Raw genomic sequence first — 20,261 nt, 5'->3', positions numbered from 1 at the left:
GCGGCGGGTGAGAGCAGAGCCCCTGTTCTATGCCCGCCGCACCTCGAAGAGGAAGCAGCCGTACTCCACCGCCCTGACATGGACCAGCACCACCTCCGGGTTCGCGAACGCCTCCGCGAACGCCGCGTCGAACGCCTCCGTGGCCGCCTCGGGGATCTCCAGGAGGCGGCCTCCCTCGATGCGTCCGTCGGCGGTGTAGCGGCGCAGCGTCCGCAGCGCCCCCGGGGAGGCGAAGGGGTAGCCCTCCTCCCCGCCCGGCCCCTCGCACTCCTCGGCATGGATGAAGACGGGCCCCTGCTCGTCGTACGCGCCGGGCCTGGCCCAGGTCTCCGCGGCCCAGCGGCGCAGCGGCGCGTACGAGACCAGCGCAATGCGCTCGCCGGTCCCGCTCCGGCGCAGACAGCAGCGCAGCGGCGCCCCGCCCTCGGCGTCGGTGAAGGGCGCGCAGGCGTGGCCCGCGTCGTCGGTGTCGCGGAGCCGCCCGAGCACCGCGGGATCGATGGGACGTGCGGTGCGGAGTGTGTCGGTCATGGCTCCAGCGTGGCGCGCGCGCCGCCAGACGTCCGGCGGAAAACGGACATGACGTTCAGCTGCGCCCCCACTGCGGAACATCTGATTCCGGAGGCCCCCATGAGGCCCCCATATAGGGCGGCGGCGGACCCATGCCCCATGGAAGGATGGCCGCAAACGTCACGAACCGAGGAGATGACAGCGTGCCTGGCACGAATCTGACGCGCGAAGAGGCGCAGCAGCGGGCGAGCCTGCTGACGGTCGACTCGTACGAGATCGATCTCGACCTGAGCGGCGCGCAGGAGGGTGGCACCTACCGGTCGGTGACCACGGTGCGCTTCGACTCCACCGAGGACGGCGCGGAGACCTTCATCGACCTGGTCGCCCCCGCCGTGCACGAGGTCGTGCTGAACGGCAACGCGCTGGACGTCGCCGCCGTCTTCCGGGACTCGCGGATCGCGCTGGCGCATCTGCACGAGGGCCAGAACGAGCTGAAGGTCGTCGCCGACTGCTCGTACACCAACACCGGTGAGGGCCTGCACCGCTTCGTCGACCCGGTGGACCAGCAGGCCTATCTGTACACCCAGTTCGAGGTGCCGGACGCGCGCCGGGTCTACGCCTCCTTCGAGCAGCCGGACCTCAAGGCGACGTTCCAGTTCACGGTGAAGGCCCCCTCAGGCTGGACCGTGATCTCGAACTCCCCGACGCCGGAGCCGAAGGACGACGTCTGGGTCTTCGAGCCGACGCCGCGGATCTCCACCTACATCACGGCCCTGATCGTCGGCCCGTACCACTCGGTGCACAGCAGCTACGAGAAGGACGGCCAGTCGGTCCCGCTCGGTGTCTACTGCCGGCCCTCGCTCGCCGAGTTCCTGGACTCCGACGCGATCTTCGAGGTCACCCGCCAGGGCTTCGACTGGTTCCAGGAGAAGTTCGACTACGACTACCCCTTCGCCAAGTACGACCAGCTCTTCGTGCCGGAGTTCAACGCGGGCGCGATGGAGAACGCGGGCGCGGTGACCTTCCGTGACCAGTACGTCTTCCGTTCCAAGGTGACGGACGCGGCGTACGAGGTGCGCGCGGAGACGATCCTGCACGAGCTGGCCCACATGTGGTTCGGCGACCTGGTCACCATGGAGTGGTGGAACGACCTCTGGCTGAACGAGTCGTTCGCCACCTACACCTCGATCGCCTGCCTGTCGGCGGCCCCGGGCTCCCGGTGGCCACACGCCTGGACGACGTTCGCGAACTCCATGAAGACCTGGGCGTACCGGCAGGACCAGCTGCCCTCCACACATCCGATCATGGCCGAAATCCGTGACCTGGACGACGTGCTCGTCAACTTCGACGGCATCACCTACGCCAAGGGCGCCTCGGTGCTCAAGCAACTGGTGGCGTATGTCGGCCAGGACGAGTTCTTCAGCGGCGTGCAGGCGTACTTCAAGGCGCACGCCTTCGGCAACACGCGGCTGTCCGACCTGCTCGGCGCGCTGGAGCAGACCTCCGGCCGCGATCTGAAGACCTGGTCGCGCAAGTGGCTCCAGACGGCCGGTATCAACATCCTGCGCCCTGAGCTCGAGGTCTCCGAGGACGGCTATGTCACGTCCTTCTCCGTACGCCAGGAGGCCCCGGCCCTGCCTGCGGGCGCGAAGGGCGAGCCGACGCTTCGCCCGCACCGGATCGCGATCGGCTGCTACGACCTCGACGACAACGGCAAACTGGTCCGTACGAGCCGGATCGAGCTCGATGTCGACGGCGCGCTCACCGAGGTGCCGTTCCCGCCGAACACCCGCCGTCCCGCGGTGATCCTGCTCAACGACGACGATCTGTCGTACGCCAAGGTCCGCCTCGACGAGGAGTCGCTGCGGGTCGTCACCGAGCACCTCGGCGACTTCACCGAGTCGCTGCCGCGCGCGCTGTGCTGGGCCTCCGCCTGGGACATGGCGCGCGACGGCGAACTGGCCACGCGGGACTACCTCGCCCTGGTCCTCTCCGGCATCGGCAAGGAGACGGACATCGGCGTCGTGCAGTCGCTGCACCGCCAGGCGAAGCTGGCGATCGACCTGTACGCGGCGCCGGACTGGCGCGACGCGGGTCTGACGCAGTGGACGGACGCGACCCTGGCGCATCTGCGCGCCGCCGAGCCGGGCAGTGACCATCAGCTGGCCTGGGCGCGCGCCTTCGCGGCGACCGCGCGCACGCCGCAGCAGCTGGACCTGCTAGGGGCCCTGCTGGACGGCGCGGAGACGATCGAGGGCCTGGCGGTCGACACCGAGCTGCGGTGGGCCTTCGTGGAGCGTCTCGCGGCGGTCGGCGTCCTGGACGAGGACGAGATCGCGGCGGAGTACGAGCGGGACAAGACGGCGGCGGGCGAGCGCCATGCCACCACGGCGCGTGCCGCACGGCCGACGGAGGAGGCGAAGGCCGAGGCCTGGGCGTCGGTCGTCGAGTCCGACAAGCTGCCGAACGCCGTTCAGGAGGCGGTCATCGCGGGCTTCGTCCAGAGCGACCAGCGTGAGCTTCTCGCCCCGTACACCGAGAAGTTCTTCGCCGCGATCAAGGGCGTGTGGGAGTCCCGCAGCCATGAGATCGCCCAGCAGATCGCGGTCGGTCTCTATCCCGCGCTCCAGGTCTCGCAGACCACGCTGGAGGCGACGGACGCCTGGCTGGAATCGGCCGAGCCGAACGCGGCGCTGCGGCGGCTGATCTCGGAATCGCGCTCGGGCATCGAGCGGGCACTGAACGCGCAGGCCGCGGACGCGGCGGCAGCGTAACCGGAATGGAAGGGCGCCCCGTGCCGGCCGGCACGGGGCGCCCTTCCGTTTTCCGGCACACATAAACTTCCCGCAACTTCCCGCCAATGTGCATGACCCCCCGTCATCTCCCGTAACCAGACAGGGATATGCTCCCGATCGACGTCATATGATCTTTCCGGTTCGATGGTTTGAGGGTGCTGATGGTTCGACAGGAAACGTCGACCGGAAGTCCGCGGAACGCGGCCTCTTCCGTGTGGCTCCTGCCCGTCCTCGTGACTGCGGCGGTCGCGGTGGCAGCGGTGGTTCTGGTGTCCTCCTCGGCGCGTACCCCCGTGATCTGGATCGGTGTCACGGCGGTCGCGACCGTCGGCGTCGCCTGCGCCGAAGTGGCGCGGCGCGGCCGTCGGCTCACCGAGCTGAACACCCGGCTCGCGGAGCGGGAGGCGGTGCTCGCGCGGCAGCAGGCCGAGACCTCACGGCTGGCCGGCGAACTGCTGCCCCAGGTCGTGGAGCGGCTGCGCAAGGGCGAGTTCCCCGAGGAAGTACTCGAATCGCTCGACGCCCCGGCCGAACACCAGGCCGTGCTCCAGTCGGTCCTCGACGCCGTCGTCGCCGAGGAGGACCTGCGCGAGTCCGCGCAGCGCGCCTTTGTGAACATCGCCCGCCGCGTCCAGGCCATCGTCCACCAACAGGCCCAGGAACTGCGGGAGATGGAGGACCGGCACGGCAAGGCTCCCGAGGTCTTCGGCGATCTGCTCCGGATCGACCACGGCACCGCGCTGATCGGCCGGCTCGCCGACTCCATCGCCGTACTCGGCGGCGCACGGCCCGGCCGCCAGTGGAGCAAGGCCGTCCCCCTGTACAGCGTGATGCGCGGCGCCATGTCGCGGATCATCGACTACCAGCGGGTCGAACTGCACTCGGTCTCCGAGGTCGCCGTCGTCGGCACCGCCGTCGAGCCGCTGATCCATGCGCTCGCCGAGCTGCTCGACAACGCCACCCGCTACTCGCCGCCGCAGGCCCAGGTCCATCTGACCGCTGTCGATGTGCAGACCGGCATCGCCATCGAGATCGAGGACGGCGGTGTGAGCATGAGCGAGGAGGCCCGTCGGCGCGCCGAGCGCATGCTCCGCCAGGCCCAGCAGGGCATCGACGTCAACGACCTGGGCGAGACGCCGCGCCTCGGCCTCGCCGTGGTGGGCCGGCTGGCGCAGGTGTACGGCTTCCAGGTCTCCCTGCGCTCGTCCGCGTACGGCGGTGTCCGCGCCGTCCTCGTCGTCCCGCAGGCACTGATCACCACCGTGTCGTCGGCGACCGGCCTCGCGCACGGCATCGGCACCTCCTCCGGACCCCGCGCCACCGGAACCGTCGCCGGGGCGCCCGCGCCCAGGCTGGCGACCGGCCCTGCGACGCCGGAAGAAGAGGCTCCCGTCGTGACCGAGCGCACCCCCACCGGTCTGCCGCAGCGCCGCCGCAAGACCCCCGTCACCGCGCAGGCCGCGGAGCTCACGCCCGAGCCGGAGGCAGCACCCGCGGTGCAGCCCGGCATGTGGCTGACCGCGTTCCAGAACGGCCTCGCCGGTGAGACCACCCAGACGAACAAGGGGAACAAGCAGCCATGATTCAGCAGCAGTCCAACCAGACCAACATGGACTGGATGCTCAAGGACCTGGCGGAGGGCGTACCCCAGACCAGAAACGTCGTCGTCCTCTCGGCGGACGGGCTGCGCATGGCCCAGTACGGCGCCGACACCGACACCGCCGACCGACTGGCCGCCGCCTGCGCCGGACTCCAGAGCCTGGCGGGGGCCGTGGCCTCCGAACTACCGCACAGCGACGGCCGGATGCATCTCGTCGTGATCGAGATGAACGGCGGCTTCTTCTATCTGATGGCTGCGGGACCGGGAGCGTTCCTCGCCGTGCTGGCCGACGAAGGCGTCGACGCGGGGCTCATGGGCCAGCGGATGCGGGATCTCGTGCTCCGGATCGGAGAGCACATGAGCACGCCGCCCCGGCACGAGGGGCACACCGCGTGAGCGACCCGGGCGGGAACTGGGAAGAAAGCAGTCCCGAGCGGCTCTACGTCATCACAGGCGGCCGCAGCGGCTCCTCCACACCCGTCGCACTCGACCTGGTCACGCTGATCGTGGCCAAGTCGGGGCCCCGGCCCGGTATGCAGCCCGAGCAGGCCGCGATCATCCGGCTCTGCCGGGCACCACTCTCGGTGGCCGAGATCTCCGCCTATCTGGGCCTTCCGGTGAGCGTCATCACCGTGCTGCTCAGCGATCTGCTGGCCGAGGACCGGGTCCTGGCCCGCGCACCGGTCCAGCCGGCCCAACTCCCCGACCGCGCTTTGATTGAGGCAGTGATCGATGGACTTCAGAAGCTCTGAGCAGGCCGTGGGGCCGCGCAGCGAGGACGTGCTGCCACAGACGGCGACGGCCGCCGTCAAGGTGGTCATCGTGGGCGGCTTCGGAGTCGGCAAGACGACGCTGGTCGGCTCGGTGAGCGAGATCCGCCCGCTGACGACCGAGGAGACCATGACCCAGGCCGGGGTCGGTGTGGACGACACCCAGGGCGTGGAGCGCAAGACGTCGACGACCGTCGCCATGGACTTCGGCCGCATCAGCATCAACGAGGAGCTGGTGCTGTACCTGTTCGGCACGCCGGGCCAGGAGCGCTTCTGGTTCCTGTGGCGGGGTCTGTTCGAGGGCGCTCTGGGCGCGGTGGTCCTGGTCGACACCCGCCGCCTGGAGGTCAGCTTCGACGTCATCGGCCGTCTTGAGGAGCGGGGGGTGCCGTTCGTCGTGGCCGTCAACTCCTTCCCGGACGCGCCGCCCTACCCGCTCGACGAGGTGCGCGGGGCACTCGATCTGCCCGACTCGGTACCGGTCGTGGAGTGCGACGCGAGGATGCGTGGGTCGAGCCGTGACGTGCTGATGGCGCTGATGCGGTATCTGCAGTCGCTCGCCGTGACCACGGAGGCGTCCTGAGCGCGTCGGAGCCGTGAGCAGGCCTTGCAGGGGCCCGCTCCGCGCCCTCGACGAGACCTTCCGTCAGCGCTGCCCCGCCTCCCGCTCCGCCGCCAGTGCCGCCTCCGCGCCGGCCCGGTCGCCGCGGATCTTCCGGTACCGGGCCAGGGTGTACGCCGAGAACGCGTCCCCGGCGGCCACCGCCCGTTCCCAGTACGGCATTCCCTCGTCGACCTGTCTGCGCAGCACGAAGAAGTCGGTGTGCCGACAGGCGGTCTGCGCGTCCCTCGCGAGCGCGGCGACGAGGTCTTCACCCGCGCGTCGCGATATCGGGCACCGGATCGTTCTGAGCCATGGACCGATCGTTCCAGGCGGCCGTGGGGCCCGTTCAACGGGCCCCACACCATGAGCGGTTGACGATCCCCGGCGGCTCCGGGCGCGCCTACCGCTTGCGGGTGTACGTCGCGAAGATCAGACCGTCGTCGAAGGCACGGTGGCCGGTCATCTCGAAGCCGAGCGCACCGAACTCGGGCGAGAACATCGGGATTCCCTCGCCGAGCACCACCGGATAGGTCTTGACGAGCAGTTCGTCGATCTCGTCGCGCAGCTGCCCGGCGAGATCCGCACCTCCGCAGAGGTAGATGTCGAGGCCGCCGTCCTCCGCCTTGAGCTCACGGACCTTGGCGACCGCGTCGCCCGACACGATCTCCACCGCCGGGTCGGGGGACTCCGTGAGGCTGCGGGAGAAGACGTACTGACGCAGATGCGCGTACGGGCTGGTGATGTCGATCTGGAGCGCCGGGTCGTAGGTGCGGCGTCCCATCACGACGGTGTCGAAGCGTACGTTCTCCGCGTTCTCGATGCCGAGGAGCGCGCGGACGTGCGTCGGCAGCGTCTCCGGGTACTCCGCCGCGGTGAAGCGGGTGAACCCCTCACTGATCGGGTAGACGGTGCCGTCCCCGTCGGGGGCGGCGATGAAGCCGTCGATGGAGGTGGCGATGTAGTACGCGAGCTTGCGCAAGCTGATCCTCTTCGGTAGCCGGTCGTCATTCGTCCCAGTCGACGGCTGCCGCCGGAACGTCGGCCGAGGCGGTCCCGTACGGACCCCTCAACCACGACATCCATAGTGCTTCACCCGTAGTGGTTTCGCAAGCGGCTTTCCGTCGAGCGGGCATGACAAGGGCGCCCCGGAGGTGCGTGCACACCCCGGAGCGCCCTGAAAAATCGGTGGAGCCGGTAGTCGGCGGAGCCCGGAAGGGCCGGAACCGCACAAGGGCGGAGCGAAAGACCGTCAGCTCCGCCGCGAGGAGAGGGTCAGCTCTGCTTCTTGGACTTGTCGAGAACCATGACCAGGCCCACGATCAGCAGGAAGAGCCCCACCGGCGTCGCCACGAACAGACCCACCGTCTGGGCCACGCTCAGGCCGGGACCCGGGTCGTCGCCGTCATCGCGGGTCAGGGCGAGCGCGGGCGACGACAGGAGCAGCATCATCAGCGTCGTACCGGCCGTGATGGTGCCGGCGCGCAAAGCGTTCTTCTTGTCCACGGTGCCAAACTAGCGAACGGCGGTCAGGGCCGCGCGCCCGGGGGTGCCGTACGGGAACGGAAGACCTCCATCAGCGCGTGCAGCCGGGGCGAGGCCGCCAGCCCCTCCAGCGTGACGGGCCGCCCTTCGGCGTCCGCGAGGGGCAGCCGCCAGTTCGGATACTGGTCCCAGGTGCCGGGGAGGTTCTGCGGGCGTCGGTCGCCCACCGCGTCCGGCAGCCACACGCCGACCATACGGGCGGGTGTGAGCAGCAGAAAGCGGTAGGCCGCGCGGATCTGACCCTCCTCGTCGCCGGTGCCCTCGGGCAGCAGACCGAGGCCGCCGAGCAGGCCCAGCCATTCGGCGACGTCCGCCGCGTCCTCGGTGCGCTCCTGGTCCAGGGGGCGGGTGAGCAGGCCGAGGCGGTGGCGCAGCGCGACATGTTCGCCGGTCAGCCGGGCCGCCGTGGACGGCAGATCATGGGTGGTCGCCGTGGCCACACAGCCCTCCCGCCACCGCTCGGGCGGCAGCGGGCGGCCGGTGCCGCTCCAGTCGCGCTCGAACCAGAGCACCGACGTACCGAGCACGCCCCGCCGGGTCAGCGCCTCACGCACGCCCGGCTCGACCGTGCCGAGGTCCTCCCCTATGACCACGGCCCCCGCGCGGTGGGCCTCCAGAACCAGGACCGCGAGCATCGCCTCGGCGTCGTAACGGACATAGGTGCCGTCGGTGGGCGGGCTGCCTTCCGGGACCCACCACAGGCGGAACAGGCCCATGACATGGTCGATGCGCAGCGCGCCCGCGTGGCGCAGGAGGCCGCGCAGCAGTCCGCGGTACGGGGCGTACCCGCAGGCGGCCAGTACATCGGGCCGCCACGGGGGCAGGCCCCAGTCCTGGCCGCGGGCATTGAAGGCGTCCGGGGGCGCGCCGACGGACATCCCGGCGGCGAAGGCCTCTCGCTGCGCCCAGGCGTCCGCGCCGTCCGGATGCACGCCGACGGCCAGGTCGTGGACGATGCCGACGCCCATGCCCGCCTCGCGCGCCGCGCGCCCGGCCGCGGCCAGCTGCCGGTCGGTCAGCCAGGCCAGCCGGGAGTGGAAGTCGACGCGGTCCATCAGTTCGTACCGGGCACGGGCGGTCTCCGGTGAGCGCGGGTCACGCAGTCCGGCCGGCCAGTCGCGCCAGGCGGAGCCGTGCACCTCGGCGAGGGCGCACCAGGTGGCGTGGTCCTCCAGGGCCCGGCCCTGTTCGGCGAGGAAGTCGCAGTAGGCGGCGCGGCGTCCGGGTCCGAGCGGGACACCGTGCACGATCTCCAGGGCCTCGCGCTTGAGCGCCCATACGGCGTCCCGGTCGACCAGCGCACCCTTGTCCAGCACCGATGCGCGCAGCTCGGCCCCCTTCTCGCGCAGTTCGTCGAGGCGCTGCCGGTCCGGGGCGCCGGCGTGGGCGTACTCGGGGATGTCCTCGATCCGCAGATGGACGGGGTCGGGGAAGCGGCGCGAGGAGGGGCGGTACGGCGAGGGGTCCGTGGGTGCGCCGGGGACGGCCGCGTGCAGCGGGTTGACCTGGACGAAACCGGCGCCGAGCGACCGCCCGGACCAGGTCGCGAGCTCGGCCAGGTCGCCGAGGTCGCCCATACCCCAGGAGCGGGCGGAGAGCAGGGAGTAGAGCTGCACGAGAAAGCCGTGCGAGCGGCCTGCGGGCCGGGGCGCGCCGGCGGGCGCGACGATCAGGGTGGAGCGGGCGGCCCGCCCGTCGGGAGCCTCGGCGAGCAATCGGTGAACGCCCAGGGGAAGTTCATCCCAGTCGCGCGCGGGCGCGTCCAGGGGCGGCTCCGCCCGGCGCGGCGGCTCGGTGCCGCCCTCCGGCCCCGCCCGGCGCGGCGGCTCGGTGCCGCCCTCCGGCTCCACCCGGCGCGGCGGCTCGGTGCCGTCCTCCGGCTCCACCCGCACAACCGTGCCCGCCGGCAGCTCCGACAACGCGGACGGAACCTTTCCGCCGCCCCGCCACAGCACCACGGTCGGCGGCAGCAGCCGGTCCGCGGCGGCGGATTCGGCGCGGTCCAGCGCGTCCCGTAACGCCGAGGGGGTCGAGGCGTCGACGCCCAGCGCGGCCAGCACGGCCACGACCGTGGCCTCGGGGACGGGAACGGTCACACCCGCGGAGGGCGCGTATGTGGTGGCGACTCCGTGCAGCGCGGCGAGCCGGGCAAGGCCCATTCAGACTCCTGGGGACTCCGTGCCGCCCGCTGTGGCAGGAGCTGTCGGCTCGCTGGTGAGGGGGGCGGCCTCGGCGAGCGGCGGCTCACTGGTCAGCGGTGCGGCGTCGGCGAGCGGGGGTTCGCTGGTCAGCGGGCCGGGGCCCGGGACCTGTTTGGACAGGGCAGAGAGCAGAAGGTGTGCGGATGCGGCCATGGCGGTCACTCCAAGCGGACGGTAGCGGGATACAGCAGCCCTACCCAGTGGGCGCGACCGCAGACGTCCACGATCAGTCGACGTGTTCCGCATCACCATCGGTTTCCCGTACGGCAGTTGGATCAAACCCCCCATTGCGTCCCGCAAAAGGGGCACAACGGCCACCCGGATTGACACCCTCCGTGCGGTGGTGGTGGGCTCGAACCGACCGGTACGACAGGGGAGACGAGGGGAGACGGGCGTGCGGCTCGCGCGCAGGAGGCGAACCGCGACAGCCGTCGCGGTCGCCGTCATCGGCAGCCTGCTCGGCGGCGCCCACGGCGCCATGGCGGCTCCCGACGACCCCGGCTCACCCGCGGGTACCGCGAAGGACCCCGAGGGCGCGGGTGCGCTGCCCACGGTCTGGCCGCGTCCGCAGACGATGCGCGCGTCCGGTCCGGCGGTCGTGCTCGGCGACGAGGCGACGGTCGTGGCGGACCGCGGTGCCGACCCGTACGCCGTGGAACTGATCCACCAGACGCTGCGCGAATCCGGCGTCAACACGCTCTACACCGACCTGCCCGGGCGGGGACCGGTCGTGCGCGTCGGCGGGAGCGGCGCGCAGGACGCGCTGCGCACGCTGCGCGCCCGCGAACGCGCCGATCTCCCCGCCGGCGGGTACCGGATCGCCGTGGGCCAGGTCCAGGGCCGCGACACGGTGGCCCTCGACGGCGTCGGCGACGACGGCCTCTTCCACGGCGCCCAGACGCTGCGCCAGCTGATCGAGCGGAGGACCGCGGCGGGCGGCACGAACGGGACCGGCGGGAAGACGGCCGCGGGCACCGCCCGTACGACCGTCGCCGGAGTTGTCGTACGCGACTGGCCGGGCACGGCCGTACGCGGCATGACGGAGGGCTTCTACGGTCAGCCGTGGAGCCATGAGGAGCGGCTGGCGCAGCTGGACTTCATGGGGCGCACCAAGCAGAACCGCTATCTGTACGCGCCCGGCGACGACCCCTTCCGGCAGGCCCGCTGGCGCGACCCGTACCCCGCGGCCCAGCGCGCCCAGTTCCGCGAACTCGCCGAGCGCGCCCGGCGCAACCACATCACGCTCGCCTGGGCCGTGGCGCCCGCTCAGGAGATGTGTCTGGCCGAGGGCGCCGACACCAAGGCACTGAACCGCAAGATCGACGCGATGTGGGCGCTGGGTGTGCGCGCCTTCCAGCTGCAGTTCCAGGACGTCAGCTACAGCGAGTGGCACTGCGGGCGGGACACCGACGCGTTCGGCTCGGGCGCGGAAGCGGCGGCCCGGGCACAGGCTCGGGTCGCGGGCGCGGTGGCCCGGCATCTGGCGAATCGGCACCCGGGCGCCCAGCCGCTGTCCCTGATGCCGACGGAGTTCTACCAGGAGGGCGCCACCGACTACCGGCAGGCCCTCGCGAGCGCCCTCGACTCCCGGGTCCAGGTGGCGTGGACGGGTGTGGGCGTGGTGCCGCGCACCATCACCGGAAGCGAACTGGCCGGTGCCCGCGAGGTGTTCGGGCACCCCCTGGTCACCATGGACAACTACCCGGTCAACGACTACGCGCAGGACCGGATGTTCCTCGGCCCGTACACGGGCCGCGAGCCCGCCGTCGCCACCGGCTCGGTCGCGCTGCTCGCCAACGCCATGGAGCAGGCGTCCGCCTCCCGCATCCCCCTGTTCACGGCGGCCGACTACGCCTGGAACCCGAAGGGCTACCGCCCCGGGCAGTCCTGGCAGGCCGCGATATCCGACCTCGCGGGCGGTGACCCGAAGACCCGCGACGCCCTGGTGGCGCTGGCGGGCAACCACTCCTCCTCGATGCTCAACCCCGCCGAGTCCGGCTATCTCCAGCCGCTCCTGAAGGAGTTCTGGCGCTCGCGCACCACGACGGACACGGCGGCCAGGGACCGCGCCGCCGCCTCGCTGCGGGCGGCCTTCACCGTGATGCGCGAGAGTCCGAAGCGGCTGGAGCGGTCGGCGGGCGGTCGGCTCGAAGACGAAGTGGCACCCTGGCTGGACCAGTTGGCCCGGTACGGCCGGGCGGGTGAGCTCACCGTCGACATGCTCCAGGCGCAGGCCCGCGGCGACGGCGCGTCGGCCTGGCGGGCGTCGCTGGACCTGGAGCCGCTGCGCAGATCGCTCGGCGCGAGCCCGGCCACGGTCGGCAAGGGAGTCCTCGACCCGTTCCTGGAACGGGCCGCGAAGGAGTCGGCGGCCTGGACGGGCGCGGACCGCTTCGCGAAGACGGCAGGCGACGACACGGTGTGGCTGGACCGGCCGCGTCCGGTCACGGCGGTGACCGCGATGACCGAGCCGTCCGCCGCGGGCTCCGGAGTCCTGGAGGCACACGTCCCGGGTGAGGGCTGGCGGGCGCTGGGCCGACTGTCGCCGAGCGGCTGGGCCCAGGCGGACACCAAGGGCCTGCGGGTGGACGCCGTGCGGATCTCCCGGACGGGCGAGCGGCCCGTGGCCGTACGGTCCCTGGTGCCCTGGTTCGCGGACGAACCGATGGCCGGTCTCGATCTCGTACGCGGCAAGACCGACGCGGAGATCGGTGGCCGCCCACAGCGCACCGGGGTCCGGCTGACCGCACGCCGCCCGGTCGAGGTGCGGGGCGAGCTCACGGCCCAGGCCCCGGCGGGCATCAAGGTCACGGTCCCGAAGCGGACGACGCTCCCGCGGGGGGTGCGGACCACGGTGCCGGTCGAGGTCACGGTCCCCGCGGGCACCCCGGCAGGGGAGTACCGGGTACCGCTCTCCTTCGCGGGCGAGGAACGCACGCTCACGGTCCGCGCCTATCCGCGCACGGCAGGTCCCGACCTGGCACGATCCGCGGGCTCGGTCGCCTCCTCGTCCGGCGACGAGACGCCCGACTTCCCGGCGTCCTCGGCGATCGACGACGACGCGAAGACCCGCTGGTCCTCACCCGTCGAGGACGGCGCCTGGTGGCAGCTGGAACTGGCCCGCCCGGTGCGACTCGGCCAGGTGGTGCTGCACTGGCAGGACGCGTACGCGAGGAAGTACCGCATCCAGGTCTCGCCCGACGGCCGCACCTGGCGCACGGCGGCGAGCGTCGACGACGGCGCGGGGGGCCGCGAGGCGGTGCGGATGGACAACCGGGACACGCGCTTCATCAGGGTGCAGGGCGAGAGCAGGGCGACACAGTACGGCTACTCTCTGTGGTCGGTGGAGGCGTACGCGGTGGCGCAGTGAGCGACCCGCGCCGCGCGCGGGCCTGGGGCTCGGCCCCGAGGCGAACCGAGCGACTGAAACCAAGCCACTGAAACCGAGCCAATAAAAAGATGGCACCGGTTCTCAGGCGGAGATGCCGTCGATCCGGGCCATCGCGTCGTCCGCGCCGTACGGCTGCAGGTATGGCAGCCAGCGCGGGTCCCTATGCCCTGTCCCGATGATCCGCCAGGCGAGCCCGCTCGGCGGGGCCGGATGCTGGTGCAGACGCCACCCCAGCTCCCGCAGATGACGGTCCGCCTTGACGTGATTGCAGCGGCGGCAGGCCGCCACCACGTTGTCCCAGGCGTGCTGACCCCCGCGACTGCGCGGAATGACATGGTCGACGCTGGTTGCGACGCCACCGCAGTACATACAGCGCCCGCCGTCGCGGGCGAAGAGTGCTTTGCGGGTGAGAGGAACGGGCCCCCTGTAGGGGACCCGGACGAACCGCTTCAGCCGTACGACGCTGGGTGCGGCGATGACACGGGTCGCGCTGTGCATGAAGGCGCCGGATTCCTCGAGGCAGAGTGCCTTGTTCTCCAGGACGAGGATGAGCGCGCGGCGAAGCGGTACGACGCCGAGGGGCTCGTACGACGCATTGAGGACCAGAACGTGCGGCACGGTGGATGCCTCCTTGTACGCCGGCGGCGCGTGGCTCGCGCCGGGACGATCTGCTCTCAGTGTCTCCTCATGCCAGGTCCGAGCGCCACCACGTACAGGTAACGGGCTCGAGGTGTTTTCAACCACAGGACTGCGACCGCATGACTGCGCCCAGTTTCGTCCGCGGGTGAGCCTCGTCTCTCCCGCGAAGACCGCAACGGAGCACACCCAATGCCCCGTTAGGGTGGTTGCTGCCGTCGTAATGCCTGGAGGTTCCCACCGTGTCCCTATCCGCCCTACTGGCCGCCGATCCGTCTACCGAGCCGGTCTCGCTCGACGAGGCCGCCAAGCAGGCAGGAGACGCCGCGGGCTACGTGGAGGAGAACTGGTCCACCTGGCTGAACACCAGCCTGCGTATCGCGCTGATCCTGGTGATCGCGCTGGTGGTGCGCATGGTGCTGCGCCGGTCGCTGACCAAGCTCATAGAACGGATGAACCGCTCCGCCCAGGTGGTGGAGGGAACGGCCCTCGGGGGCCTGCTGGTGAACGCGGAGCGCCGTCGGCAGCGCTCGGAAGCCATCGGATCCGTACTGCGCTCGGTCTCCTCCTTTGTGATCCTGGGCACAGCCGGCCTGATGATCCTGGGCGCTTTCAAGATCGACCTGGCCCCACTGCTCGCCTCGGCGGGTGTGGCCGGTGTCGCGATCGGCTTCGGCGCGCGGAACCTGGTGACGGACTTCCTCTCGGGCGTCTTCATGATCATGGAGGACCAGTACGGCGTCGGGGACAGCGTGGACGCGGGCGTCGCCTCGGGCGAGGTGATCGAGGTGGGCCTACGCGTGACCAAGCTGCGCGGCGACAACGGTGAGATCTGGTACGTCCGCAACGGCGAGATCAAGCGCATCGGCAACCTGAGCCAGGGCTGGGCGACGTCGACGGTGGATGTGATGGTCCGCTCCTCGGAGGACCTGGACAAGGTCCGCGCGGTGATCGCCGAGGTCGGCGAGGACCTGGCGAAGGCCGAGCCGTGGAACGAGATGCTGTGGGGCCCGGTGGAGGTGCTGGGCCTGAACGAGGTCCTGCTGGACTCGATGACGGTCCGGATCGCGGTGAAGACGATGCCGGGCAAGGCGCTGGGCGTGGAGCGCGAGCTGCGCTGGCGCATCAAGCAGGCGTTCGACAAGGCGGGCATCCGCATCGTGGGCGGCCTCCCGCCGGTGGCGGTGGACGCCCCGGCGGCGGACCCGACGGCGGGCATGTCGGCACCGTCGGCGTTCGCGTCGGCGACAAGCCCGCAGTCGGTGGCGGCGACGCCGCTGGCGCCGCAGGGGAATTTGGCGAAGTAGCGTCAACAAACAAGGAGGGCCCCCCGAATTCGCCTTCGGGAGGGGCCCTCGTTGTTTGCGGGAGCGGCCAGCCCCTACGGGCTCTCGTAGGTCGGGAACTGCCCGGTGTCGACGCTCCAGGCCCCGACTGCCATGGTGTCGCCGAAGACGTAGTCGTGGCGCGACCGGTACCGGGTGCCTTCCGCCCCGGGCCCGGGGGCGGTGAGGACCGCGGCCGTACCTTTTCGGGGATCGATGATCACGTAGATGGGGATCCCCATGGCCGGGTAGTCCCGCGCCTTGTCCTCGTAGTCGTTCTCGGGATTCGAGCGCGAGACGATCTCAGCCACGAGCAGCACGTCGCCCGGATCGACGTAGGCATCGTCCTCGTCCAGGGCGGACTCGGGGAGCACGAGCAGGTCGGGCCGCCGCATGCGCTGTATGGCGGGCGACTCGATCTCCGGCCCGCTGTGGGCTACGACCCCGGGATGTGTGGCGAGCAACTGGGCATCGAGCTGCCGACGCAGTCGCAGGGTGATGAGCTCGTGCCGCTTGACCGGGCTGCTCATCAACGTGATGCCGGCGTCATCGATCTCGATGGCCCAGACCGGGGGCTCTATGGGCAGTTCGTCGGCGATGGAGCGCAGACGCTGGTAGGTCTGGGCGTCCATGGAGACTCCTCGCGGACGGGTGTCGTATCGAGTCTAGGTGACAAGCTGTGACACTTCGCTTGCTCACGGATCCTGCCGCTGCTCGTCCCGGAGGAGCCAAAGCTCGCCCGGACTGGCTGGGGCGGGGCTTCCCGAGCCGCCATACCCGGGCCGCTGCGGCGTCCGCCACGCCCCGGACGACCTACCTGCGCCGTGAGATCGCCGCCCGGCTCGACATGACCCAGAAGGCCGCCCACGCGGTCCTGCGGATCTCCTTCGCCAAGGTCGCCGAGTACCAACAGCGCGGCCTGGTCCGCTTCCACGCCGTCATCCGGCTCGACGGGCCAGACGGCAACAGCCAGCCCCCGCCGCCGTACGCCACCGTCGCCGTGCTCGCCGACGCCGTACGGGTCCACGTCACGGTCGAGTCGGATGCGGTCGGGGAACGTGAACTCGGCTGGGGCGAACAGCTCGACGTACGCGAGATCACGGCCTTCGGCACTGATGCCGAATTCACCGACCAGGCCGTGGCCGCCTACGTGGCCAAGTACGCCACCAAGTCCGCCGACGCCTCCGGCATCCTCGACCATGCCCTGTTCTGCCGCCCCTGCCAGGGACGCGGCGCGACCCTCCTACCCCACGGGACCCCGCTCCCGTGCACCGCCTGCGGCGGCACCGGGCATGCCCGGCCGCTGCCCCGCCTCGCGGTGGCACGCCACGTGCGACAGATGATCCGCACCTGCTGGGAGCTGGGCAAGCTGCCGGAGTTCACCGAACTCAAGCTCTGGAAGTGGGCGCACATGCTCGGCTTCCGCGGCCACTTCTCCACCAAGTCCCGCCGCTACTCCACCACCCTCGGCGCGCTGCGCGCCGCCCGCCGCGCCTGGCGCACCGAACAGTCCCGCGCCACGCCGGCCTGCCCGACCTCGACCCGACGACCACCCTCGTCGTCGGCCACTGGGACTACCTCGGCTCGGGCTACAGCCCTGACGCGGCCCTCCTCGCCGCCCACGTCTGGCACCGCAGAGAACTGGAGCGGCAGTTCACGGCCGAAGGGGGCTGCTGATGACCTCACCCCCGCTCGCCGCCCTCCACCTGGAGGCGGCACCGGTGCTGGATCTGCTCACTGTGCCCCAGGTGATGGCCCGCCTTCAGCTCGGCCGCTCCGCCGTCTACGACCTGCTCCGCTCCGGCCAACTCGCCTCGATCACCCTCGGCCGCGCCCGACGCATCCCTGCCCACGCGCTGGCCGACTTCATCCGCACTCGCCTGGAACAGGAAGCCGCCTGATGACCACAGCCCACCCCGCTTCGTCCCGCCGCTCCCGCACCCGAGCGAACGGAGACGGGACCGTCTACCAGCGCAAGGACGGACGATGGGAAGCTGCCGGATACGTGCTGGCCCCCGGCAACACGCGTAAGCGCGTCCGGGTCTACGGCGCTACCCGTAAAGACGCGATGACCAAGCTCACCGAGAAGATCGCCGCCAGCAACCGCGGCCTCCCCATCGCCGCAGCCGACAGCACCGTGAACGCCTACCTCGCGTACTGGCTGGACGGCGTCGCCGTTCACCACCTGCGGGAGAACACCCACACCCGCTACGCCGCCTCCATCCGCCTGCACCTCAACCCGGCCTCGGTGCCAAGAAGCTCGCCCGGCTAACCACCCGCGACGTCCGCACCTTCCTCGACGGGCTCCGCACCACCTGCCAGTGCTGCAACCAGGAACGGACACGAACCGGCGGCGCTGCTGCGCCATCGGCCGGTGCTGCGAGAAGCGGCTGTCGCCACTGACCGTGACGTACGTCCACGCGGTCCTCAAGTCCGCCCTGGAACACGCCGTCCGCGAGGACGAACTGCCACGCAACGTCGCCCGGAACGTCAAGACCACCGCACCCCGGCCGAGACGCTTCCAGCCCCTCACAGCGGCCGAGGCCCGCCAGCTCCTTGAAGCGGCCCGGAAGGACGGGCTGCACGCCCTGTACGAACTCGCCCTCCGCACTGGACTCCGCAAAGGCGAACTCCTCGGCCTCCACTGGGAAGACCTCGACCTCGGCGCACGCACCGCCAGCATCAGCCGCTCACTCCAGCGGACCCGAACCAACGGCCTGCCTGTCCTTCCCACCAAGACCCGAGCATCCAAACGCCGGATCGCGCTGCCGACCCAGTGCGTTCACTCACTGCGTGACCACCAGGATCGACAGGAAGAAGAGCGCAAGGCGGCCGGGTGGGTTGGGGGGACAGCGGTCTCGTCTTCACCACGCCGACAGGTGGCCCGTTGGACCCAGCCAACATGACCCGTCCGCTTCGCGGCATTCCTCAGCCGTGCAGGACTGCGTCGCATCCGCTTCCATGACCTGCGCCACTCGACGGCCACCCTGCTCTTGGAGCAAGGCGTCGACCTCGTCGTCATCAAAGAACTACTCGGCCATGCCCACATCGGCGTCACGGCTGGCGTCTACGCCCACGTCCGGCTCCGCCTCCAACGCCAAGCCGTTGACACTCTCACCGACGCACTCGGCAGCACCACCAACTACCCGGACGATCCACCCGCCACAGCAGCCGTCCGCTGACGTTGCCGTCACCGTTGCCGTCAAACGCCCTTGAAGCCCCGCCGGACCCTCTTTCGGCGGGGCTTCAAGTTTGCTGTCTCACACGGCAGTGTGACCTAGGCGGTACGGAGGCCATCTCAACCCTCCCGGAGAAACATGAAGAAATAGGGCGAGCGCTAGTCCACGGGGTAGCCGCACAGTTCGTTGTCGCGCGGATCGTGATGTGCACACCGGTCGCTTCCCGCCCGACGGTCGACAGGTCAGCGCAGCCCGCCGGAGTAGCGCACCCAGCGGGAGTCCTCAAGTTCCTCGTCCAAAGCCACGATGCACCGGTCCGGGAAGGGATCCGGGACGTCAGCGGGCAGCGGGCATTGGTGCTCGACGCAGCGCTCGTTCGGTGCCCCGACGAACGCCCCGCATGGGCCCCAGACCGGGTAGTTGGAGTACCGCGCGGTGCGCGACGACGCCCAGTAACACACCGGCCGAAGAACGGCAGCGAACTTGTCCCGCAGCTGACGGGCCTCAGGAATGGGCACGAACTGCAGGAGCCGAAAGGCTTCCTCCACCTCTTGGGCGGAGATCTCGCCGCGCAGAGATTTGCCGTCGACCGCGATCGCCCGCAGCAACCGCCCGTTGACCCGCGGGCATCGAACTGCAAGCCAATGCTGACGGCGCGGTCGAGTACGTCACCGTCGACCTGGGCGAGCACCCGGCGGATCGTGGCCTCAGCAGGGGCCTGGTGGCAGCCGGTGAAGAGGTCGCGGCGGGCGCCGAGCCGGGCCAGTACCGGCTATCAGGCGTCAGCCGCCCACTCGTTGATCGCCAGCAGAGAGGTCGCACCGGTCAGGACCGCAGCGGCGCAGATGGCGAGCACGCCGACCAGGGGATGAAGCCGGCCCCGTGGATCACGGGGATCCTCACCGTCGCGAGGCAGGTCAACAGGCCCGGGCACTCCTCGCGCCATTTGCGGAACGACGGGGCGAGCGGGTCGTCGACGACGTCCTGGAGTTCTGCGGGCAAGGCTGAAACTGGCGAACTGCCCAACTTGGCCACGCCGACGACGAGGGGGACATCTTGACCCGAGCGACACGGTGCCTTGGGCCAGGGCTAGGCTGGATGCCTCGTGACAGGGCCCGGGCGTGAACGGCGGTGCTATTGCCAGCTTGAGTGCTCGGGGACGCCAGCCCTGGGGTTGTTGGTGATGTTTAAGGTCAGAGTCTGAAAGGTGCTCTCCATGATGGATGATGAGGCAGTCGAGGCAGTCCGCAATCGTGCTGCAGCAGGCGACCTGCCCGCCCCAGCGACATTGGCGGCGGTCATGGAGGCGGAGCGGACGATCGGCTTCCCGCTCACGCCCCTGCTCCGACGCCTCTACCTGGAGGTGGCGAACGGAGGCTTCGGCCCGCCCCAGGGCATCCTGGGCGTGCGTGGTGGTGCTCCCCAGGCCGACTGGAATGACCTCGCAGAGCTCTACCAAGAGGGACCGGATCCTTCCGGCCTGATCCCCGCCGGTCTGGTGCCGGTGTACGACTGGGGATGCACCATCTGGTCCTTGGTGGACTTCCGCGATCCCGTCGGGCCGATGTGGTGCAACCACGAGGGCGAAATCTGGCCACAGGGGATCAACTTGGCGGAGTGGCTGGTCGAGGCCATGGCGGGCAGGCTGACTGTCCACAGCATCCTCGACAGCGAACCTGCGCATTGACATCGAAGGGTCCGACCGTGC

Annotated in this window: 21 protein-coding genes and 2 pseudogenes; 12 read left to right on the top strand and 11 right to left on the bottom strand. The window is 70.7% G+C overall.

Features of this window, described 5'->3' with window-relative positions; genetic code table 11:
* Nucleotides 1-27 precede the first annotated feature (27 nt).
* A complete protein-coding gene (locus OG293_RS23995; RefSeq protein ID WP_406000850.1) occupies nucleotides 28-531 on the bottom strand; it encodes a DUF1203 domain-containing protein in 504 nt (167 codons plus the stop codon).
* 182 nt (nucleotides 532-713) lie between these two features.
* Between OG293_RS23995 and pepN the strand changes: the two genes are divergently transcribed.
* From pepN to OG293_RS23970, 5 genes are all read left to right on the top strand, one after another.
* Nucleotides 714-3,284: an aminopeptidase N gene (gene pepN, locus OG293_RS23990; RefSeq protein WP_406000849.1), complete on the top strand. Its 2,571-nt coding sequence runs from the start codon at nucleotides 714-716 to the stop codon at nucleotides 3,282-3,284.
* Nucleotides 3,285-3,466: 182 nt separating this feature from the next.
* Nucleotides 3,467-4,888 (top strand): sensor histidine kinase, encoded by a 1,422-nt coding sequence (locus tag OG293_RS23985; RefSeq protein WP_406003692.1) that lies wholly within the window; start codon nucleotides 3,467-3,469, stop codon nucleotides 4,886-4,888.
* The gene (locus OG293_RS23980) at nucleotides 4,885-5,301 is read left to right on the top strand and encodes a roadblock/LC7 domain-containing protein (protein WP_406000848.1); all 417 of its coding nucleotides are present in this window, start codon (nucleotides 4,885-4,887) and stop codon (nucleotides 5,299-5,301) included. The genes OG293_RS23985 and OG293_RS23980 overlap by 4 nt, the downstream gene beginning before the upstream one ends.
* Nucleotides 5,298-5,657, top strand: coding sequence for a DUF742 domain-containing protein (locus OG293_RS23975; protein ID WP_406000847.1), 360 nt, complete (start codon nucleotides 5,298-5,300; stop codon nucleotides 5,655-5,657). Before OG293_RS23980 ends, OG293_RS23975 begins: the two co-directional genes overlap by 4 nt.
* Entirely contained in the window at nucleotides 5,638-6,258 is a 621-nt protein-coding gene (locus OG293_RS23970) for a GTP-binding protein (protein ID WP_406000846.1), read from the top strand. The genes OG293_RS23975 and OG293_RS23970 overlap by 20 nt, the downstream gene beginning before the upstream one ends.
* A gap of 63 nt (nucleotides 6,259-6,321) precedes the next feature.
* Here OG293_RS23970 and OG293_RS23965 read toward each other — a convergent pair whose 3' ends face one another.
* The 5 genes from OG293_RS23965 to OG293_RS23945 all read right to left on the bottom strand — a co-directional run bounded on the left by OG293_RS23965 (nucleotide 6,322) and on the right by OG293_RS23945 (nucleotide 10,175).
* Nucleotides 6,322-6,486, bottom strand: coding sequence for a hypothetical protein (locus tag OG293_RS23965; protein WP_406000845.1), 165 nt, complete (start codon nucleotides 6,484-6,486; stop codon nucleotides 6,322-6,324).
* A 193-nt stretch (nucleotides 6,487-6,679) separates the two neighbouring features.
* Nucleotides 6,680-7,258: a dihydrofolate reductase family protein gene (locus OG293_RS23960; RefSeq protein WP_406000844.1), complete on the bottom strand. Its 579-nt coding sequence runs from the start codon at nucleotides 7,256-7,258 to the stop codon at nucleotides 6,680-6,682.
* A 293-nt stretch (nucleotides 7,259-7,551) separates the two neighbouring features.
* Nucleotides 7,552-7,782, bottom strand: a complete 231-nt coding sequence (locus tag OG293_RS23955; protein WP_406000843.1) for a hypothetical protein — start codon at nucleotides 7,780-7,782, stop codon at nucleotides 7,552-7,554.
* A gap of 23 nt (nucleotides 7,783-7,805) precedes the next feature.
* A complete protein-coding gene (gene malQ, locus OG293_RS23950) occupies nucleotides 7,806-9,980 on the bottom strand; it encodes a 4-alpha-glucanotransferase (RefSeq protein WP_406000842.1) in 2,175 nt (724 codons plus the stop codon).
* Entirely contained in the window at nucleotides 9,981-10,175 is a 195-nt protein-coding gene (locus OG293_RS23945) for a hypothetical protein (RefSeq protein ID WP_406000841.1), read from the bottom strand. It lies immediately after the preceding gene.
* Between the two features lie 241 nt (nucleotides 10,176-10,416).
* Between OG293_RS23945 and OG293_RS23940 the strand changes: the two genes are divergently transcribed.
* Nucleotides 10,417-13,392, top strand: coding sequence for a beta-N-acetylglucosaminidase domain-containing protein (locus OG293_RS23940; protein ID WP_406000840.1), 2,976 nt, complete (start codon nucleotides 10,417-10,419; stop codon nucleotides 13,390-13,392).
* Nucleotides 13,393-13,494: 102 nt separating this feature from the next.
* Here the strand turns inward: OG293_RS23940 and OG293_RS23935 are convergent, their stop codons facing one another.
* Nucleotides 13,495-14,031: an HNH endonuclease gene (locus OG293_RS23935; protein WP_142217192.1), complete on the bottom strand. Its 537-nt coding sequence runs from the start codon at nucleotides 14,029-14,031 to the stop codon at nucleotides 13,495-13,497.
* Between the two features lie 260 nt (nucleotides 14,032-14,291).
* Here OG293_RS23935 and OG293_RS23930 point away from each other — a divergent pair, with 260 nt between their 5' ends.
* On the top strand, nucleotides 14,292-15,356 hold the full coding sequence (locus OG293_RS23930; RefSeq protein WP_406000839.1) for a mechanosensitive ion channel family protein: 1,065 nt from the start codon (nucleotides 14,292-14,294) through the stop codon (nucleotides 15,354-15,356).
* A gap of 74 nt (nucleotides 15,357-15,430) precedes the next feature.
* On the opposite strand, the gene OG293_RS23925 is transcribed toward OG293_RS23930, so the two are convergent.
* The gene (locus tag OG293_RS23925; RefSeq protein WP_406000838.1) at nucleotides 15,431-16,006 is read right to left on the bottom strand and encodes a Uma2 family endonuclease; all 576 of its coding nucleotides are present in this window, start codon (nucleotides 16,004-16,006) and stop codon (nucleotides 15,431-15,433) included.
* A 176-nt stretch (nucleotides 16,007-16,182) separates the two neighbouring features.
* Here OG293_RS23925 and OG293_RS23920 point away from each other — a divergent pair.
* From OG293_RS23920 to OG293_RS23905, 4 genes and pseudogenes are all read left to right on the top strand, one after another.
* Nucleotides 16,183-17,051, top strand: a pseudogene (locus OG293_RS23920) (replication initiator); the annotation flags it as partial.
* Nucleotides 17,051-17,275 (top strand): helix-turn-helix domain-containing protein, encoded by a 225-nt coding sequence (locus OG293_RS23915; protein WP_406000837.1) that lies wholly within the window; start codon nucleotides 17,051-17,053, stop codon nucleotides 17,273-17,275. The pseudogene OG293_RS23920 and the gene OG293_RS23915, both read left to right, overlap by 1 nt.
* Nucleotides 17,275-17,646: a hypothetical protein gene (locus tag OG293_RS23910; protein ID WP_406000836.1), complete on the top strand. Its 372-nt coding sequence runs from the start codon at nucleotides 17,275-17,277 to the stop codon at nucleotides 17,644-17,646. The genes OG293_RS23915 and OG293_RS23910 overlap by 1 nt, the downstream gene beginning before the upstream one ends.
* Before the next feature lie 49 nt (nucleotides 17,647-17,695).
* Nucleotides 17,696-18,556, top strand: a pseudogene (locus tag OG293_RS23905) (site-specific integrase).
* A gap of 239 nt (nucleotides 18,557-18,795) precedes the next feature.
* Here OG293_RS23905 and OG293_RS23900 read toward each other — a convergent pair.
* The 3 genes from OG293_RS23900 to OG293_RS23890 all read right to left on the bottom strand — a co-directional run bounded on the left by OG293_RS23900 (nucleotide 18,796) and on the right by OG293_RS23890 (nucleotide 19,555).
* Nucleotides 18,796-19,161 (bottom strand): hypothetical protein, encoded by a 366-nt coding sequence (locus tag OG293_RS23900; RefSeq protein WP_406000835.1) that lies wholly within the window; start codon nucleotides 19,159-19,161, stop codon nucleotides 18,796-18,798.
* Nucleotides 19,162-19,328: 167 nt separating this feature from the next.
* Nucleotides 19,329-19,409, bottom strand: coding sequence for a hypothetical protein (locus OG293_RS23895; protein ID WP_406003691.1), 81 nt, complete (start codon nucleotides 19,407-19,409; stop codon nucleotides 19,329-19,331).
* On the bottom strand, nucleotides 19,379-19,555 hold the full coding sequence (locus tag OG293_RS23890; RefSeq protein ID WP_406003861.1) for a hypothetical protein: 177 nt from the start codon (nucleotides 19,553-19,555) through the stop codon (nucleotides 19,379-19,381). Before OG293_RS23890 ends, OG293_RS23895 begins: the two co-directional genes overlap by 31 nt.
* Before the next feature lie 214 nt (nucleotides 19,556-19,769).
* On the opposite strand from OG293_RS23890, the gene OG293_RS23885 reads away from it, so the two are divergent.
* On the top strand, nucleotides 19,770-20,240 hold the full coding sequence (locus OG293_RS23885) for an SMI1/KNR4 family protein (RefSeq protein ID WP_406000834.1): 471 nt from the start codon (nucleotides 19,770-19,772) through the stop codon (nucleotides 20,238-20,240).
* The last annotated feature ends 21 nt before the right edge of the window (nucleotides 20,241-20,261 follow it).

Source organism: Streptomyces sp. NBC_00829 (assembly GCF_045161795.1).
Lineage (GTDB): Bacteria > Actinomycetota > Actinomycetes > Streptomycetales > Streptomycetaceae > Streptomyces.
This window is presented reverse-complemented; position numbering and strand designations above follow the sequence as displayed.

What these genes read in the sequence shown, in the direction of transcription:
- OG293_RS23970 (WP_406000846.1), top strand. Translation starts at nt 5,638, where the DNA reads ATGGACTTCAGAAGCTCTGAGCAGGCCGTGGGGCCGCGCAGCGAGGAC.
- OG293_RS23985 (WP_406003692.1), top strand. Translation starts at nt 3,467, where the DNA reads ATGGTTCGACAGGAAACGTCGACCGGAAGTCCGCGGAACGCGGCCTCT.
- OG293_RS23980 (WP_406000848.1), top strand. Translation starts at nt 4,885, where the DNA reads ATGATTCAGCAGCAGTCCAACCAGACCAACATGGACTGGATGCTCAAG.
- OG293_RS23910 (WP_406000836.1), top strand. Translation starts at nt 17,275, where the DNA reads ATGACCACAGCCCACCCCGCTTCGTCCCGCCGCTCCCGCACCCGAGCG.
- OG293_RS23995 (WP_406000850.1), bottom strand. Translation starts at nt 531, where the DNA reads ATGACCGACACACTCCGCACCGCACGTCCCATCGATCCCGCGGTGCTC.
- OG293_RS23915 (WP_406000837.1), top strand. Translation starts at nt 17,051, where the DNA reads ATGACCTCACCCCCGCTCGCCGCCCTCCACCTGGAGGCGGCACCGGTG.
- OG293_RS23885 (WP_406000834.1), top strand. Translation starts at nt 19,770, where the DNA reads ATGATGGATGATGAGGCAGTCGAGGCAGTCCGCAATCGTGCTGCAGCA.
- OG293_RS23945 (WP_406000841.1), bottom strand. Translation starts at nt 10,175, where the DNA reads ATGGCCGCATCCGCACACCTTCTGCTCTCTGCCCTGTCCAAACAGGTC.
- malQ (WP_406000842.1), bottom strand. Translation starts at nt 9,980, where the DNA reads ATGGGCCTTGCCCGGCTCGCCGCGCTGCACGGAGTCGCCACCACATAC.
- OG293_RS23925 (WP_406000838.1), bottom strand. Translation starts at nt 16,006, where the DNA reads ATGGACGCCCAGACCTACCAGCGTCTGCGCTCCATCGCCGACGAACTG.